The sequence below is a fragment of the Micromonospora sp. WMMD558 genome, from assembly GCF_049315255.1.
GTDB lineage: Bacteria > Actinomycetota > Actinomycetes > Mycobacteriales > Micromonosporaceae > Micromonospora.
In genome coordinates this window covers 1,435,784-1,451,962 of the sequence record NZ_CP186061.1, presented here as the reverse complement: position 1 = coordinate 1,451,962, position 16,179 = coordinate 1,435,784, and the positions used below count along the sequence as shown (strand labels likewise).

The following is a 16,179-nucleotide window of genomic DNA, read 5'->3' as shown; positions in this document are numbered from 1 at the left end:
GCGTTGTAGAAGGGGCCCTTGTTAACGGGGCTCAGGCGTCCAGGCCGCGCAGCACCAGCGGGAGGCGGGTGACGGCGCCGTCGACCACCCGGACCGGAACGCCCCAGTCCTGCCGGGTCAGGTGGCAGGCGGCGTGCTCGACGTCGGCGTCACAGGTGGCGGCCTGGGCGGTCACCTGGAGCACGCCCTCGGCCACCGCCTCGTTGACCACGAGCCGCCGGGACAGGTCGGTGCCCGTGCCCGCGCCGTCCAGCAGCAGTTCCGGCGGCGAGGCCGAGACCACCAGCCGGGTCGACGGCCCGTACGTCTCGTCGAGCTTCTGCCCCGGTGCCGGCGTGAAGATGACGTCCAGGGTGACCTCGCCGGCCGCCAGGTCGGTCGGCTTCCGCTCGGCGCGGTGCCGCGGTCCGTCAACGGTGCTGGCCCCCGCGGCGGTGAGCGCGCCCGGCGCGAGCCGGGTCAGCCGGTGGGCGGCCGACTCCACGACCAGCACGCCGCCGTCCGGCGTGACCACCAGGTCGCTCGGCTCGGTGAGCCCGTCGGCGACCGTGCCGACCGCGTCGGTCTCCGGGTCGTAGCGGCGGACCGCGCCGTTGTACGTGTCGGCGATCAACACCGAGCCGTCCGGCAGCGCGCACACCCCCAGCGGGTGCTGGAGCAGCGCCTCCGCCGCCGGCCCGTCGACGTGCCCGAAGTCGAAGAGCCCCTGGCCGACGGCCGTGCCCAGGACCCCGTTCTCGACGTACCGGATGGCGCTGGTCTCGCTGTCGGCCACCCACAGCCGCGAGCCGTCGGCCGACACCGACAGGCCGGAGGGCTGGGCCATCCACGCCTCGGCCAGCGGGCCGTCCTTCAGCGCCTCGACCGTGGTGCCCGCGTACATGCCGGCGGTGCGCTTCACCGGGTCGAACCACCAGAGCTGGTGGATGCCGGCCATCGCGATCACGACCTTGTCGTCGTACCAGGCCAGGTCCCAGGGGGAGGAGAGGTCCACGGAGCGGGCGTCATGCGCGTGGTCGTCGACCGTGGAGCGCCACTGCCGACCGGTGCCGGCGACGGTGACCACCTCGCCGGTGGCCAGGCGCACGCCGCGCAGCAGGTGGTTGACCGTGTCGGCGACCACCAGGTCGTAGCCGGCGACCTCGGCGACGTGCGTGGGCAGCAGGCAGAGACCCTGCGGCTCGGAGAACGTGGCCGCTTCGGCCGGGCCGTCGGCCCGGCCGCGCTCACCGGTGCCGATCCGGCGGACCAGCGTCTCGCCGTCGGGCGCCAGCTCCGCGAGCGAGTGCCGGGCCGAGTCCGACACCAGCAGGTTCCCGTCGTCGAGTACGACGGCCTTGCCGGGGAAGCGCAGCGTGGTCTCCGGCTCGGCGGGCGGCACGTACGGGCCCTCGCCCCGGTGCAGCGTGCCCTTCGCCTCGTGGGTGGCGATCAGGTCGTCGATCAGCCGGGACAGCCCCTCGGCGTGGCCCTCACCGGCCATCGTGGCGACCACGTAGCCCTCGGGGTCGATCACCGCCAGGGTCGGCCAGGCGCGGGCGGCGTACTGCTGCCACATGTCGAGCTCGGGGTCGTCGAGCACCGGATGGTGCACCCCGTACCGCTCGACGGCGGCGGCCAGGGCGTCCGCGTCCTTCTCGTGCTCGAACTTGGGCGAGTGCACGCCGATGACGACGAGCACGTCGCCGTACTTCTGCTCCAGCGGGCGCAACTCGTCGAGCACGTGCAGGCAGTTGATACAGCAGAACGTCCAGAAGTCCGCGATCACGATCTTGCCCCGCAGATCGGACAGGGTCAGGTCCCGCCCGCCGGTGTTCAGCCAGCCCCGGCCGCGCAGCTCGGGGGCTCGTACTCGTGCGCTCATGACCCCATCGTGCCTGACCACCGGCTGCGGACCGGCCCGAGGGGGCGGACGATCTCCATGGCGGGCGTCATCCCGGCGAGCGCCGACCACTGCCGAAAGGCGGCGGCGGGGCCACGGATCGACCGTGGCCCCGCCGTTCGTCGCGTCGGGTCAGGCTGCCGGCTTGAGGCAGAGCACCCGGTTCGTGCCCTCGCCCGGAAGCACCACGTGCGGCTGCGCCGGGTCGGCGCACTTCGCCGGGGCGTCCACCTTCGACACGACGGTGAACGCACCCGCCTCCCCGCAGTCGACGGCGCTCGCGCCACTGCCGGCCTGCTTGACGCAACTGCCCACCGGCGGGTCGAAGGCCGGGGCCTCGTCACCGCCGATCTTCCCGAGCAGCGCGAGCAGGCCCAGCGGGACGGCCAGGATCAGCACGGCGGCGACCAGCACGGCGGCCAGCACCCGTCCGTTGCGGACCTTCGGCGCGGGCGCGTCGGCGGCCGGCTCGGCGATCGGCTTGAACGAGTCGAAGCGGCTCTGGTCCGCCTCGGAGCCGGTCGGCCCTCCCTGGTCCCACGACGGCACGGTCTGCTGGGGCGCCGGGGGGAACGCGGGCGAGAAGGCCGGCTCAGGCGGGGGCGGGAAGCCGGAGCCGTTGACGGCGGCGGCACCGGCGGCCGGGGTACCGAACTGGTCCGCGGGCCGGTCCGCGCCACCGTGGGGCCGGACGCCGTTCATCGGCCGGTCGTGGGCCGGCGCGTCGGCGAAGGTCGGCATGCCCGGCGGGAACGGGGGCGGCGGTGCCGGCGAGGCCGGGACGACGGGTGCGGCGCCCGCGAAGGCGGCCGGCCCGGCGGGCCGGTCCCGGTCGTCGGCGCCACGGCCGAAGCCGTTGTCCGCACCGAAGCCGTTGTCCGCGCCGAAGGAGTTGTCGGGGGCGAAGCCGTTGTCCGGGCCGTGGTCGGGCCGGGCCTCCGGTCCGAACCGGTGCGGAGCCTGGTCAGCCTGGTGGCCGTTCACCGGCTCCACGTCCTCGGTGGACTCGGGGCGGGCCGGACGGCCGTACACGCGGGGCTGCGGCGCGGGCGTCGTCGGACGCAGGGCCTGGTCGGTCGGGGGCATGACACGGCTGGCCAGCGGCACCGAGGCGCTTCCCGACACGGCGCCGGAGGCGCCGCCGGACGGCACCGCGACCGAGGCACGGCCCGCGGACTCCGGAGACGTACGCGGAGCGGGCACCACCGGGGCGGCTGCCGGCTCGTCCTGCCGGGCGGCGGCAGCCCAGTCCTGCTGCCCACCCTCGTAACCCGGGGCCCCGGCGTCCCGGCCGGGCTGCTCCGCGGCGAACGGCGCCGGAGGCGCGAAGTCGGCCGGCGGGGCGGCAGCCAGGCTGGCGCCTGGTACGCGCTGCTCCTGCGGGGGCAGCGGCACCGCGTTCGCCGGCGAGATCCCCGGCCCGGGAGCGGGCTGGTAGGCCGGCGGCTCGTCCGCCCGCTCCGGCTCCCGCGCGTCCTGCGACGCGGCCGGCTCGGAGCGGCCCCACGCCTCGCCCGGCGCCCACGGCTCGGCCTCCGGAACGGCCGGCCGCTGCGCTGGCACCCAGGGCTGCGGCGCGCCCTCCGCGGGCACCGAGGCGCTGGCCCGCGCCGGGGGCGTCGAGGTCGGCTCGGCCGGCTGCCAGCCGCCGTCGTTGGCGGTCGGCGCGGCGGCACGCGCCGCCCACCCGCCGCTCGGCGGCTGCTCGTCGTGACCCGCCCAGGTGTCGCTCGGGCGCGTCTCACCCGGCGCGTCCCGGTCACCGGAGGCCGCCCAGTCGGTCTGCGGCCGGTCGTCCTGGTGGCCGGCGGCCCAGCCACCGGACCGGGCCGGGTCGTCCTGGTGCCGCCGGTCGTCCGGCGTCGGCATGTCCGTGGCCCATCCGCCGGAGGACGCGGCGTCCTGCTGCGGGGCCGGCCAGCCGGACTGGTCCGACGTGGACTGCCGGGCCGCCTCGGCGGGGCGGTCGGGCTCCGGCCACGCCTGCGGCGTGCCGGGCACCTGCGCCGCGCCGCGCACGGCGGGTGCCCAGGCCGGCGCCGCCGCGTCCGCCGCCCAGGCGGGCTGCTCCGGCTGCGCGCCGGTGGCGTCGTCCTGCGGTGCGCCCCACTCGGGCTGCTGCGGCCGGTCGTCCTGGGTGGCGGTGCCGGTCGCCCATCCGCCGGAGGAGGACTGGTCGGGCTGGGTGCCGGGATGCCAGCCGCCGGAGCGGGCCGGGTCGGGGTGGGCGGTCCCGTTGCTCCAGCCGGTGGCCGCCTCGGGCTGGCCGGGCGTCGGGTGGGCCGGGGACTCCTGGGCGGGCCATGCCTGCGGCACCTGGGCCGCGCCCCGGGCCGCCGGGCCGGGCTGCCCCCAGGCGGGCGCGGGCGGCTCGGCCTGGGCCCATGCCGGCGCCTCGGGGGCGGGCTGTTCGGTCTGTGCGCGCCACGGGGGAGCACCGCCGTCGGGTGCCCACGCGCCCGGGGCGGGTGCTTCGCTCTGCTGCGGTACCTGGGCGGCACCCCAGGTGGGGGTCGGCGGTGCCTCGTTCGGCCAGGCGGGCGCCGCCGGGTTCGGCTGCGTGGGCGGCGGGGGCGCCCAACCGAGGTCGGGGTTGCCGACGGCGTACCCGTTGTCCTGCTGCGCCGGCCGGTCGCCGTACGGCGTCGGTCCACCAGCGCCCGGCGACGCCTCGTCCGGCTGCTGGCCGGGGTGCTGCGTGCCCTCGGACGTCATGCGTGCGCCTCCTCCATCACCTGTCGGCCGCCGGCGCCGCGTGCGCGGCACGGCGACCGGCGTCGCCGGTGGGTACCGGCCGTGCCGGCTCCCCGCACCGTATCCGGTGCCCCTGAAGGGGCATCGGGGAGCACTGGCCGTCACTCCGCGTCGCCGGACCGTGTCGATCGGCCTCTATCGGAACCGACCTGCCCGACGGGCGGGCGACGACCGGATCCCACCGTACCGGGCGCCGGGGTGATGGGGGAATCCCGGTGCCAGCCGGTGTGGGGCGGCCGACCGGTGGGTCCGGGTGAACGCCGACGGCCCGCCCGGGTGAACCCGGGCGGGCCGTCGGCTGAGGAGGCGAGGAACGTCGTGGAGCGTCAGTGCATGTGACGCTGGGCGATGGCGAGGATCTCGTCGCGTACCGCGGGCGAGTTGGCCGAGCGCAGCGCGCGCTCGATGGCGCGGGCGCGGCGGTTGGCGTCGCGGCGGTTGCGGATTCGCTCGATCATGCTCATGGGTCTCTCCATCCTGGCTATTCGGTTGTTGGCCCCTGGTGACTCCTATTTAACCGCGTCCAGCCCAAGATTTCCATCGATTGTTAGGTGAGCTGAGACACCTGCCTAACAATCTAAGGTCAGACGGGGGTCGGGGCCGAAGTTCCGTCGCCGAACGGAAACGGCCGGTGTGCCGGGCGTTCACCCGTGGCACACCGGCCGTCCATCGCTCAGCCGAGGCGGACCGGTCAGGTCCAGGCGAGCAACGCCGCCTCCGGATCGGCGAGGAAGTCACCGACGTCCCGGAGGAACTTCGACCCGAGCTCCCCGTCGATGATCCGGTGGTCGAACGACAGGCCGAGCGTCGTGACCTGGCGCGGGCGCACCTTGCCCTTGTGTACCCACGGCATCTCGCGCACCGCACCGAACGCCAGGATCGCCGACTCGCCCGGGGGCAGGATCGGCGTACCCGTGTCCACCCCGAACACACCGACGTTGGTGATGGTCAGGGTGCCGCCGGACATGTCCGCCGGGGAGGTCTTCCCGGCCTTGGCCGTCTGCACCAGGTCGGTCAGCGCGTCCGCCAGCTCCCGCAGGGTGAGCCGACCGGCGTCCTTGACGTTCGGCACGATCAGACCGCGCTCGGTGGCCGCCGCGATGCCCAGGTTGACGTACTCCTTGACCACGATCTCGTCGCCGGCCCAGGTCGAGTTGACCATCGGGTGGCGCTTGACCGCCAGCAGCACGGCCTTGGCGACCAGCAGCAGCGGCGAGACGCGGACGTCCCGCCACTCCCGCCGGCTGCGGAGCCGGTCCAGGGCCTTCGTCGCCCGGGTCACGTCGACGGTCAGGAACTCCGTCACGTGCGGCGCGGTGAACGCCGAGCGGGACGTGTTCTCCGCCGTCAGCTTCCGGACCCCCTTGACCGGGATCCGCTGCTCGCGGTCGGCGCCGAAGCTCGCCGCCGCCGTCGCCGTCGGGACCGCCGCCAGCGGCTCGGCCGCCGGGGTGCCGCTCGCCGCCCGCTGGACGTCCTCCCGGGTGATCGAGCCGAGCGGGCCCGAGCCGGTCAGGGTCGACAGGTCGACGCCGAGATCCTTGGCGAGCTTGCGTACCGGCGGCTTGGCCAGCACGAGACCACCGGCGATGGCGCCGCCGTGCCCGTTGCGGCCGCCCGCCGGCGGCGCGGCCACCGGCGCGGGGGCCGGCCGGACCGGCTCCGGGGCAGGCTGGACCGGCGCGGGCGCCGCCTGGGCCTGCGCCGGGACCTCACCCTTGCGCGGGCGGCGCTTCGCGGCGGTCGTACGCGGGCCGTAGCCCACCAGCACCGCCGTCCGGCCACCCGGAGCGGGGCCACCGATCAGGCCCGGCTCGACCGCGCCCTCGGCCGGCGCGACCTCCACCGCCGCGAGCGACGCGGCCGACGGGGTGGGCAGGTCCCCGTCCGGCGCGCCGGTGGTGGTCGGCGTGTCCAGCGGGCCGGCGCCCGGGTCGGTGTCGATCGCGATGATCGGCGTACCGACCTCGACGGTCGTGCCCTCCCCGTGGAAGATCGCCTGGACCTTGCCGGCCCACTTCGCCGGGATCTCGACGGCCGCCTTGGCGGTCTCGACCTCGACGATCGGCTGGTTCAGCTCGATCGTGTCGCCGACCTTGACCAGCCAGCTGAGGATCTCGCCCTCGGTCAGGCCCTCGCCCAGGTCGGGAAGGTTGAACTCCTTGATCCGCGACATGCCGCTCACCAGCCGAAGGTGCGGTCGACGGCGTCGAGCACCCGGTCGAGGTCGGGCAGGTACTCCTCCTCCACCCGGGCGGCCGGGTAGGGGGTGTCGTAGCCGGTCACCCGCAGCACCGGGGACTCCAGGGAGTAGAAGCACTCCTCGGTGATCCGGGCCGCGATCTCCGCGCCGAGGCCGACGTTGGACGGCGCCTCGTGCACCACCACCGCGCGGCCGGTGCGGCGCACCGACTCGTAGACCACGCCGAGGTCGAGCGGCGAGAGCGTACGCAGGTCGATGACCTCCAGCTCCCGGCCGTCCTCGGCGGCGGCGGTCGCCGCGTCCAGGCAGGTACGCACCATCGGCCCGTACGCGAGCAGGGTGGCGTCGGTGCCGGGCCGGGCGACCCGGGCGGCGTGCAGCGGGTACGCGTCGCCGAGCGGCGCGTCGACCTCGACCGGGCCCTTCTCCCAGTAGCGGCGCTTGGGCTCGAGGAACACGATCGGGTCGTCCGAGGCGATGGCCTGCTGGATCATCGCGTACGCGTCCTGCGGGTTGGAGCAGGAGACGACCTTGAGGCCGGCGGTGTGCGCGAAGTACGCCTCCGGCGACTCCGAGTGGTGCTCGACCGCGCCGATGCCGCCGCCGAACGGGATGCGGATCACCATCGGGATCCGCAGCTTGCCGCGCGAGCGGTAGTGCATCTTCGCCACCTGCGACACGATCTGGTCGTACGCCGGGTAGACGAAGCCGTCGAACTGGATCTCGCAGACCGGCCGGTAGCCGCGGATGGCCAGGCCGATCGCGGTGCCGATGATGCCGGACTCGGCGAGCGGCGTGTCGATCACCCGCTGGTCGCCGAAGTCCTTCTGGAGCCCGTCGGTGATCCGGAAGACGCCGCCGAGCTTGCCGACGTCCTCGCCCATGATGACGACCTTCGGGTCGTTCTCCAGGGCCTTGCGCAGGCCGACGTTGAGGGCCTTGCCGAGGGTGAGCGTCTCCGTGGCCATCAGTGCGCGCTCCCCTCGAACGACTCCAGGTACTTGCTGAACTGCTCCCGCTGCTCGTCGAGGAGCGGGGACCCGTTGGGGTAGACGTGGTCGAACAGGGTGGTCGGCTCCGGGTTCGGCATGGCGAGTACCCGCTCGCGCAGGTGCACCGACTCGCGCTTGGCCTGCTCGTCGACGTCGGCGAAGAAGTCCGCGTCGGCGATCTGCTGCTTCTCCAGGAAGGCCTTCATCCGGGCGATCGGGTCCTTCGCCTGCCAGGCCTCGACCTCGCTGGCGATCCGGTACCGGGTCGGGTCGTCGGAGGTGGTGTGCGCCCCCATCCGGTACGTGTACGCCTCGATCAGGCTCGGACCCTGCCCGTGCCGGGCGTTGTCCAGCGCCTGCCGGGTCACCGCGTACGTGGCGAGCACGTCGTTGCCGTCCACCCGGACCCCGGGGAAGCCGAAGCCGGCGGCCCGCTGGTAGAGCGGGATGCGGGTCTGCCGCTCCAGCGGCTCGGAGATGGCGTACTGGTTGTTCTGGCAGAAGAAGACCAGCGGCGCGTTGAAGACGCCGGCCCAGACGAACGACTCGTTCACGTCACCCTGGCTGGTGGCGCCGTCGCCGAAGTACGCGATCACCGCCTCGCCGTCGTCGGTGCCCGTCTTGCCGTCCATGGCGACACCCATGGCGTACCCGGTCGCGTGCAGGGTCTGCGCCCCGATCACGATCGTGTACATGTTGAACTTGAACTCGTTCGGGTCCCAGCCGCCCTGGTCGACGCCGCGGAACAGGCCCAGCGGCATGATCGGGTCGATGCCCCGGCAGTAGAGGACACCGTGCTCCCGGTAGGTCGGGAAGGCCATGTCCTGCGTGCGCAGCGCCCGGCCGGACCCGACCTGCGCCGCCTCCTGGCCGAGCAGGCTCGCCCAGATGCCCAGCTCGCCCTGCCGCTGCAGGGCGGTCGCCTCGGCGTCCAGCTTCCGCACCAGCACCAGGTCCCGGTAGAGGCCCCGGTACTCCTCGTCGGTGAAGTCGACGCGGTACTCGGTGCCGTCCGGCCCCGTCACGCTGTCGATCCGCTCACCCTCGGGGGTGAGCAGTTGTACAAGCTCGGGGTCGCCGGTCGCGCCCTTCCTGGACCGGGGTGCGGCCCGTCGTCCGCCTCTGGTGACCCCGGGGTCGCCCTTTGCCATCCGTCTCTCCCTGTCGTGTCTGCGCCGGCACCGGGGGGTCACCCGGCAACGCGCAACTCCTGCGCCTGTCCGGCTGGTGCCGGACCGGTTCCTGGCGACCGCGCCTAGCCCCGGTGGGGGTTGCCGCGCGGCGTGAGCCGGATCCAGGGGAGTGGATCCGGTTCGGGAGCGCCGGCGCCCAGCCGGGCCGTCCGCGGGGGTGCGCGGCGACCCCGGCTGCGTTGCCGTCGTGGTCCATATTCGCATCACACGTGAGCGGGCCCACAGCCCGACCGGCCCGCACCTCACCGCCGGTCCGCTTCGTTACACGGATTGCCGGGTGTCTGCTCCATCGACGCACCGACTTTCCGGTGATGGTTTGTCACCGTTCGGGCATATAGGCGTGTCGACACGCTGTAACGGGTTGGCTGACTGAGCGTGACTACGCCAGGGTGAGGAACGCGGGATCGCCGCGCCGCTCCCGGGCCGGCCGCGGTCGCCCGCCGTTGTAGGGGACGACGAGGAGGAATGTGCGGTGTCCGAGCCAGGTGACGCTCCACGGCCGCCGGTCTACGGCCGGCACCGCTCGGGTACCGGCTACCGCCGGCTCGTCGGCGCCCACCGGGCACCCGCCGGCGGCGGCCCGTCGCGGGGCTACCTGTTCACCGTGGCACTGCTCGCCGGCACCGCCTCCATGCCGATCCTCGCCGCGATCAGCACCGGCTCGGCCACCGTCGGCAGCACCGCCCTTCCCGACGCCGGCACCCCGTTCATCCCCACCCCGTCCGTGGGTCCGGTGGTGATCCCGCTGCCGGCGACCAGCCAGCCCGGCGTCGTGCCGTCGCCCACGCCGACGCCCGCCGTGGACGTCCCGAACGCCCCGACCTGGCGCTCCGTCGTGCGGCCGGTGGGGCGTCCGGCCCGTGCCGCCGGCCGGCCGGCGCAGGACGGCCCCGCACCGGCTCCCGCGCCACCACCCCCGCCCGGTACGCCGCCATCCCCGCCGGGTACGACGCCGTCCCCGTCCCCGCCGGCGCCGGTCCCGACGCCGACCGCCATGCCGAGCCCGACGCCCGATCCGACGGGGAGCCCCACACCGACCGAGGGTCCGACCCCGTCGGTGAAACCGACGTACAGCTGGCCGCCGTCGGATCCCACGCCCAGCGACGAGCCGGACGCGCCCACCGCGACCGGTGAGCCCCCGGAGCCCGAGCCGACGGGCGAGCCGTCCGGACCGGTGCCCACCGGTCGGCCGGAGCCGGCGGGGCCGGCCGACCCCAGCCCGACGGATGGTCCCCCGGCGGATCCCATCCGTACGTCACCGCCCCCCGCCGACCCGGCGCCGACCAGCGTGCCGCCGCCGGTCCCGGTGGGCACGACGCCGGCTGCCGACTCCCCGGCCGTACCCGTACCGGGGCGGCCGTCGCGGTCGCCGGCCGCGACGACGGCGACCACCGAGGGCCGGTGAGCCCCGGCCGCCGACGTGCCGACCGGCAACGGGACGGCAGCGGCACGGCGCCGGCCGGAGCGGACCGCCCCGGCCCGGCCCGAGGGGTCAGGCTGGCGCGGATGGTCACCGAGGCGACCGCGCCCGCGATCCTGGTCTCGGTCCTCACCGTCACGGTCGCCTGGCACAGCGCCCGGGGCGGCCTCGACGGTCTGGCGTGGGGGCTGCTCGCCACCGTGTTCGTCAGCGGCATCCCGTTCGCGTACATCGTCGGCGGGGTCCGCCGCGGCCGGCTCACCGACCATCACGTCGGGGTCCGCGAGCAGCGCCGCGTCCCGCTGCTGTTCGGGCTCGGCTCGGTGGCCGCGGGCCTCGCCCTGCTCGCGGTGCTCGGTGCGCCGCGCCCGGTGCTCGGCCTGGCCGCCGCCGGGCTGGTCGGGCTGGTGGTCGCCGTGGCGGTCAGCCACTGGTGGAAGATGTCGATCCACTCGGCGGTCGCGGCCGGCACGGTGGTCGTCCTGGTGCTCACCTTCGGGGCGCGGTTGCTGGTCGCCGCACCGCTGCTGGCCCTGGTCGGCTGGTCCCGGGTGCGGCTGCGGGATCACACCGTGCCGCAGGTGGTCGCCGGTGGGGTGTTCGGCGCCCTGGTGGCGGGCCTGGTGTACGGCACCCTCGGGTGACCCCGTCCACCGTTGACCGACCCGCCCACGCCTGACCGGGTGGGACGTCGGGCGCCGAGGCTCAGGCGCCGTCGTCGGTCAGGTGGTGGCGGTTGGCCTCGATCCAGGCGTCCAGCGCGGCCGGGTCGTCCGGGTCGACGCCGTCGGCCAGCAACTGGGCGACCGCCGCGGTCGCCGGGCTGCGCCGCTCACCCGTGGTGTAGAGGCGCGCGAACTCCGGCACCATCTCCTCGATCGCGGCGTCCGTCCGGGCCGCCGCGGTCTCCGGCAGCCCCTTCTTGCGGGCGCCGTACGCGGCCCAGCCGCGCATCACCCGGGGCAGCAGCGCCGCGTCGTCCATGTCCAGCACGGCCCGCCGGTGAACCCAGTCCAGCAGGAACAGCCCGGCCACCGTCGGACTCCACCGCAGCGGGTCGGGGTCGGTGAAGGTGGCCGCGTGGTCGAGCAGCAGGCCGAGGCAGAAGTGCAGGGAGGCGAGCTGGGCCCCGTCGACGGCGTCCAGCCCGAACCGGGTGGCCTCCGGTGCGGCGAGGAACCGCCGGACGAGGTCCGTACGCTCCGCGGCGGTGAGCGGCTCCACCACCCGGACCGGCGCCGGCCGGCCCACCGGCAGCAGGGCCAGCCGAGCTCCGACCAGCGCCCGGTCGGTGGCCAGCGACCCCTCCCCGGGCAGCTCGCTCAGGTCGTCGGTGACGGCCAGGTGCCGGGTCACCTCGGCGTGCATGCGCGCCGGCTCCTCGTCGCGGAACCAGGTCAGCTCGTCACCGGCGCACATCCGGCGGATCTGGTCGAGGACGCGGGCGGGCGGGCCACCCACGAAGACGTCCTTGGTGATCCCGATGTTGTGGTCGACGAGCGCGACGAGCGCGTGCTCCGGCCCGCCCGCCGGGTCGTCGTACGCGAACGTCGCCAGGTACGAGGTCTGGTCGCCGTACACGTCCCCGTACGACCAGCAGCCGGTCAGGTGGACCCGGCCGAGCTGACCCGACCAGGCGGGGGCGGCGGCGCCGGGGCGGACCCGGTCGGCTCCCGCCGCGTCCGGCACCAGGGCGGCGAAGACCGAGCGGATGGTGGTCGCCGCCGCCGCGCGCCGGCGGGAGGTGGCGGCGAGGAAGTCGCCGACGAAATCGCGGACGGCGTCGTCGCGCCGGGTCTCGGCGACCGCGTACACGCTGCCGAGCAACGCCGCGCCGAGCATCTCGGCGTCCAGGGCGTTGTCGAGCTTGGCCACGTCGCGGGCCGCGTGCAGCACCGCGTCGTAAGGGGTCTGCGGAGTTCCCATCCACCGACCCTACGCCGCGACGGGCTCCCAGGTCGGCTGGAGCGGTGTGGGCACCTCCGCGGGTGCGGCTCGGGCGGCCCCGGCCCGGCATCTCCCGGCCGCGACCTGGGGTCTCTCGGCAGCGGCTCGGCGTGTCTCCACCGGGGCTCGGCGTGTCGCGCGGAGCTGCCCGGCGTCCGCCGCGCCCGGTCAGTGCCGGGCGGCCTCCGCCAGGGTCCGGCGGGCCTCGGCGTACGACGCCAGCACGCCGCGCACCGGCACGAGCACGTACGCCGCCCCGACGTCCGCCACCGCGGCGGTGAGCCGCTGCTCGGCCCGCCGCCGTGCCCGCCGCGCCGCCCACCGCAGCGCGGGCCGGGTCAACGCCGCCACCAGCAGCCCGGCGAGCAGGCCGCCGAGCAGCAGCACGGTGGGCAGGGGCACCACGCCGACGGTCGGATCGTCGAGCTCCGGCAGCCCGAGGGCGCGCAGCGCGTACCCCAGGGCCAGCCAGCCCAGCCCGACCACCGCCGCTGCCGTGACCAGCCACTGGAGGCCCCCGACGAATCGCCACCACAGCGGCCGGCTGCCCATCCCGAGGTCGGTGCGGGCGATCGCGCCGTCCAGCGCGTCGGGCAGGTCGGCCAGCCGGGAGCGGGCGGCGGCGGTCACCGCCGCCGGCCAGGACGCGGGCAGGCCCGCGCCGGCGCGGTCGGCCACCGACCGGATGGCCAGCCCGAGCGCGGAGCGCTGCGCGGCGGTCGGATCGGGCACCGAGGTCGCGGCGACCAGACTCTCCGCCGGGTCCGTGCCGTCGCCGGGAGCGCCCGGCAGGTGCAGCCGGCGCAGCGGATCGGGCCGCAGCCGCCGCCAGCCCCGGACCAGCGGCCAGCCGGTCGCCGCCGCGCCCCGGTGCCGGTACGCCGCCTCCACCGCCTCGGCGACGGCGGGCACCCCGGCGGCGCCGGCGAGGGCCCGGTGCAGCCCGGCGACCGTGGAGTCGTTCAACCCGGCCGGCTCGCCCGCGTCGACCAGTTCGGTCAGGTCGGCCACCACCGCGTCCAGGTCGCCGCGCAGCCGCCGCAGCGCGGCCTGCCGCTCGGCGACCGTCCGCTCCAGCGCCTCCCGCAGCCCGGCGATGCCGTCCGGGTCGACGGCGGCGGTGGCCAGCAGCGGTACGCCGTCCAGGCCGTCCGCGTCGAGCAGCCGACGCAGGTCGGCGACGACCCGGGGCAGCTCGGCCGGGGGCAGCCGGTCGGCCTGGTTGAGCACGACGAGGGTGACGTCCCGGTGCCGGTGGAACTCGCGCAGGTAGCTCGTGTGGATCACGCGATCGGCGTACTTCTGCGGGTCGACCACCCAGACCACCAGGTCGACGAGGCCGAGCAGCCGGTCGACCTCGAGCTGGTGGGACCGCTGCACCGAGTCGAAGTCGGGCAGGTCGAGCAGGATGAGCCCGTGCAGGGTCGACTCGTCGTCGCCGTCGAGCACGCTCTCCCGGACGAACCGGTGCCGGGGCAGCACGCCGACCCAGTCCAGCAGCCGGGTGGCGTCGTCGAGCGGTCCCCAGACGCAGGCGTGCGTGACGCCGGTGGTCGGACGGCGTACCCCGACGGGCGACAGCTCCATCCGGGCGAGGGCGTTGAACAGGCTCGACTTGCCGCTGCCGGTGGCGCCGGCCAGGGCCACCACGGTGTGGTCACGGGAGAGCGCGAGCCGGGTGCCGGCGCGCTCGACCAGGGTGTGCGCGGCGACGAGCTGCTTGTCCGGTAGGTGGCCGTCGACGAGCGCGAGGAACCGGCTGACCGCCTCCAGCCGGGCGACCAGGCCATTGGCGTCCACCCGCTGCTGACCACGGAACGCCTCGCGCATCCGCCCGACGATGTTGCTCACCGCGGCCCGTCCTCCTCGGCCGGCGCGTCGACGGCGAGGCCGCTGCGGCGCCGGGCCAGCTCCACCCGGTCGGCGGCCCGGCGCAGCGTCTCGGCGGTCTCCGGGGCGGGCCGCGCGGCCGCCGTCCGGCCGAGGTAGCGCGCGGCCTCCTCGTCCAGCAGCGTCCGCACCCGCGCCAGCAGGTCCGTCCGGGCCTTGTTGGCCAGCGTACGCACCGCCTGGTCGCCGAAGATGGCCTGGAGCACGGCCTGACCGGCGACGGTCGTGCCGGCCCCGGTCGCGACCTCCAGCCCGGTGGGGATGAAGGCGGTCGACGCGAACACGGCGATCATGACGGCGAGCCCGGTGGCGTTCACCGCGTACGCGGCCGTCCGGGCCACGAAGCGCTTGTCGCCCCCTTCAACCCGCACCAGCTCCAGGACCCCGCGCTGCCACTCGCGGACCAGCCGTTCGGCGCGCTCGGGCAGGTCGGGTGACGGGTGGGCGAGCTCCGGGTCGAGCAGCGCCGTCCCGGCGGGGTGCGCCCGCCACGCGGTGTGCGCGGTCTCCGCCGCCTCCGAGGCGACCCCGCGAAGCAGCGTGACCAGCTGGGACTCGATCGCGACGCGTAGCTCGGCGGCGGGGGCGGGGCGGCCGGTCACCGCGGCGACGATGCGGTCCCGCAGGCGCCCGATGCGCGCCTCGAGCGTGCGGAAGAGCTCTCCGGTGCCCACGAACTCCTGCCAACGAGCCAGCACCTCGCCGCGCAGCAGCCGCCCGTCGGAGAGCCCCTGCTCGACCGTGCGGTGGGCGTTCCGGTACGCGGCGGCGACCCGTTCGTCGAGTGCGTCGGCGGTGGCCAGCTGCTCCTCGGCGGCCTCGGCGAGGCCTTCGACGGTCGGGTGGAGTGTCGCGAGCGCCCCGTCGAGGGTCTGCCGGACGACGGCGTCCCGGGCGTCGGCGTCGGCGGCGAGCCGGGCGAACCAGTCGGCGAGCGGCGCGGTGACCTGCTCGGGGAGCAGGCCCTGCCCGTCCACCCAGGTCTCCGGGAGGACGAACAGCGGCGCGGAGCCGAGGCCCTGGTCGGCGAGCATCTCGGAGAGGTGGGCGGCCACCTCGTCGCCCGCCTCTGGCGGCACCCGGTCGAGCACCATGGCGATGACCGTGCCCCGGGCCTGGGCGGTGCGCAGCAGCTCCCAGGGGACGGCGTCGGCGTACCGGGCGGCGGTGGTGACGAAGAGCCAGAGGTCGGCGGCGGCGAGGAGTTGGCCGGCGAGGGCCCGGTTGGCATCGACCACCGAGTCGATGTCGGGGGCGTCGAGGAAGGCCAGCCCGGGCGGCAGCGCCGGTGCGGTGACCAGGTGCAGGGTGCGTGGGTCCTCGCTGGGGGCGCCGGTGCGGGTGAGGCCGGGCAGCAGCTCGCCCTGGCGGAACCAGCTCGAGTCGGCCGGGTTGCACACCAGCACCGGGGAGCGGGTTGTGGGGCGGAGCACCCCGGCGGCGCTCACCCGGGCCTTGACCAGGCTGTTGACCAGGGTCGACTTGCCGGCGCCGGTGGAGCCGCCCACCACCACGAGCAGGGGGGCGTCGAGCCGGCGGAGCCGGGGCAGCAGGTAGTCGTCGAGCTGGTCGGTGAGCGCCCGGCCGACCCGGGTGGCTGCTTCGGCCGAGGGCAGCGCGAGCGGGAAGTGCGCCGTGCCGATCGCGGCGCGCAGGCCGGTCAGCGCGGCGGGCAGGGTGTCGTCCCCGGTGGTGGCCGGGGCCTCCCCGGCGTCGGTGGGGCCGGTGCGGGCAGCGACGGCGGGCGCGGCGGACTGGGTGGCGGGATCGCCGTGCGTCGTCACCGCTAAAGCGTGCCCGACCGATGCAATGGAAAACAACCGGACGGTAATAACGGGTGGGTTGCGTCGGGTCGGCTCAACCTCGACTTGACGATCGCCGACGGCGTGGCACTATTG

At 75.6% G+C, this 16,179-nt stretch carries 11 protein-coding genes; 2 read left to right on the top strand and 9 right to left on the bottom strand.

Translation table 11 applies throughout. The features are described from left to right. Positions 1–31: 31 nt before the first annotated feature. From ACN26Y_RS07035 to pdhA, 6 genes are all read right to left on the bottom strand, one after another. On the bottom strand, positions 32–1,864 hold the full coding sequence (locus ACN26Y_RS07035; RefSeq protein ID WP_422734498.1) for an NHL domain-containing thioredoxin family protein: 1,833 nt from the start codon (positions 1,862–1,864) through the stop codon (positions 32–34). Positions 1,865–2,014: 150 nt separating this feature from the next. Next, positions 2,015–4,597, bottom strand: coding sequence for an LppU/SCO3897 family protein (locus tag ACN26Y_RS07030; protein WP_422734497.1), 2,583 nt, complete (start codon positions 4,595–4,597; stop codon positions 2,015–2,017). A gap of 365 nt (positions 4,598–4,962) precedes the next feature. Then, positions 4,963–5,100 carry a hypothetical protein gene (locus ACN26Y_RS07025; protein ID WP_196255796.1) on the bottom strand — a complete coding sequence of 46 codons (138 nt, stop codon included), beginning with the start codon at positions 5,098–5,100 and terminating at the stop codon, positions 4,963–4,965. A gap of 227 nt (positions 5,101–5,327) precedes the next feature. Continuing rightward, positions 5,328–6,821, bottom strand: a complete 1,494-nt coding sequence (locus ACN26Y_RS07020; protein WP_422734496.1) for a dihydrolipoamide acetyltransferase family protein — start codon at positions 6,819–6,821, stop codon at positions 5,328–5,330. After that, a complete protein-coding gene (locus ACN26Y_RS07015) occupies positions 6,818–7,807 on the bottom strand; it encodes an alpha-ketoacid dehydrogenase subunit beta (RefSeq protein ID WP_155329497.1) in 990 nt (329 codons plus the stop codon). Before ACN26Y_RS07015 ends, ACN26Y_RS07020 begins: the two co-directional genes overlap by 4 nt. Then, a complete protein-coding gene (gene pdhA, locus ACN26Y_RS07010; RefSeq protein ID WP_155329496.1) occupies positions 7,807–8,982 on the bottom strand; it encodes a pyruvate dehydrogenase (acetyl-transferring) E1 component subunit alpha in 1,176 nt (391 codons plus the stop codon). Before pdhA ends, ACN26Y_RS07015 begins: the two co-directional genes overlap by 1 nt. A 514-nt stretch (positions 8,983–9,496) precedes the next feature. Here pdhA and ACN26Y_RS07005 point away from each other — a divergent pair. Together ACN26Y_RS07005 and ACN26Y_RS07000 are read left to right on the top strand one after the other, a co-directional pair. Beyond that, positions 9,497–10,429, top strand: coding sequence for a hypothetical protein (locus ACN26Y_RS07005; protein WP_422734495.1), 933 nt, complete (start codon positions 9,497–9,499; stop codon positions 10,427–10,429). 101 nt (positions 10,430–10,530) lie between these two features. Continuing rightward, positions 10,531–11,088, top strand: coding sequence for a phosphatase PAP2 family protein (locus tag ACN26Y_RS07000; RefSeq protein WP_155329494.1), 558 nt, complete (start codon positions 10,531–10,533; stop codon positions 11,086–11,088). 61 nt (positions 11,089–11,149) lie between these two features. Here the strand turns inward: ACN26Y_RS07000 and ACN26Y_RS06995 are convergent, their stop codons facing one another. The 3 genes from ACN26Y_RS06995 to ACN26Y_RS06985 all read right to left on the bottom strand — a co-directional run bounded on the left by ACN26Y_RS06995 (position 11,150) and on the right by ACN26Y_RS06985 (position 16,065). Continuing rightward, positions 11,150–12,370, bottom strand: coding sequence for a hypothetical protein (locus ACN26Y_RS06995; protein WP_155329493.1), 1,221 nt, complete (start codon positions 12,368–12,370; stop codon positions 11,150–11,152). 189 nt (positions 12,371–12,559) lie between these two features. After that, complete coding sequence (locus tag ACN26Y_RS06990) at positions 12,560–14,221, bottom strand: GTPase (RefSeq protein WP_155333968.1); 1,662 nt, start codon at positions 14,219–14,221, stop codon at positions 12,560–12,562. A gap of 17 nt (positions 14,222–14,238) precedes the next feature. After that, complete coding sequence (locus ACN26Y_RS06985) at positions 14,239–16,065, bottom strand: GTPase domain-containing protein (protein WP_155329492.1); 1,827 nt, start codon at positions 16,063–16,065, stop codon at positions 14,239–14,241. Positions 16,066–16,179: the final 114 nt, after the last annotated feature.

Bases quoted from the DNA above. Each gene is read 5' to 3' on its own strand.
- ACN26Y_RS07025 (WP_196255796.1), bottom strand. From the start codon at position 5,100: ATGAGCATGATCGAGCGAATCCGCAACCGCCGCGACGCCAACCGCCGC.
- ACN26Y_RS06990 (WP_155333968.1), bottom strand. From the start codon at position 14,221: ATGCGCGAGGCGTTCCGTGGTCAGCAGCGGGTGGACGCCAATGGCCTG.
- ACN26Y_RS06995 (WP_155329493.1), bottom strand. From the start codon at position 12,370: ATGGGAACTCCGCAGACCCCTTACGACGCGGTGCTGCACGCGGCCCGC.
- pdhA (WP_155329496.1), bottom strand. From the start codon at position 8,982: ATGGCAAAGGGCGACCCCGGGGTCACCAGAGGCGGACGACGGGCCGCA.
- ACN26Y_RS07035 (WP_422734498.1), bottom strand. From the start codon at position 1,864: ATGAGCGCACGAGTACGAGCCCCCGAGCTGCGCGGCCGGGGCTGGCTG.
- ACN26Y_RS07030 (WP_422734497.1), bottom strand. From the start codon at position 4,597: ATGACGTCCGAGGGCACGCAGCACCCCGGCCAGCAGCCGGACGAGGCG.
- ACN26Y_RS07015 (WP_155329497.1), bottom strand. From the start codon at position 7,807: ATGGCCACGGAGACGCTCACCCTCGGCAAGGCCCTCAACGTCGGCCTG.
- ACN26Y_RS07000 (WP_155329494.1), top strand. From the start codon at position 10,531: ATGGTCACCGAGGCGACCGCGCCCGCGATCCTGGTCTCGGTCCTCACC.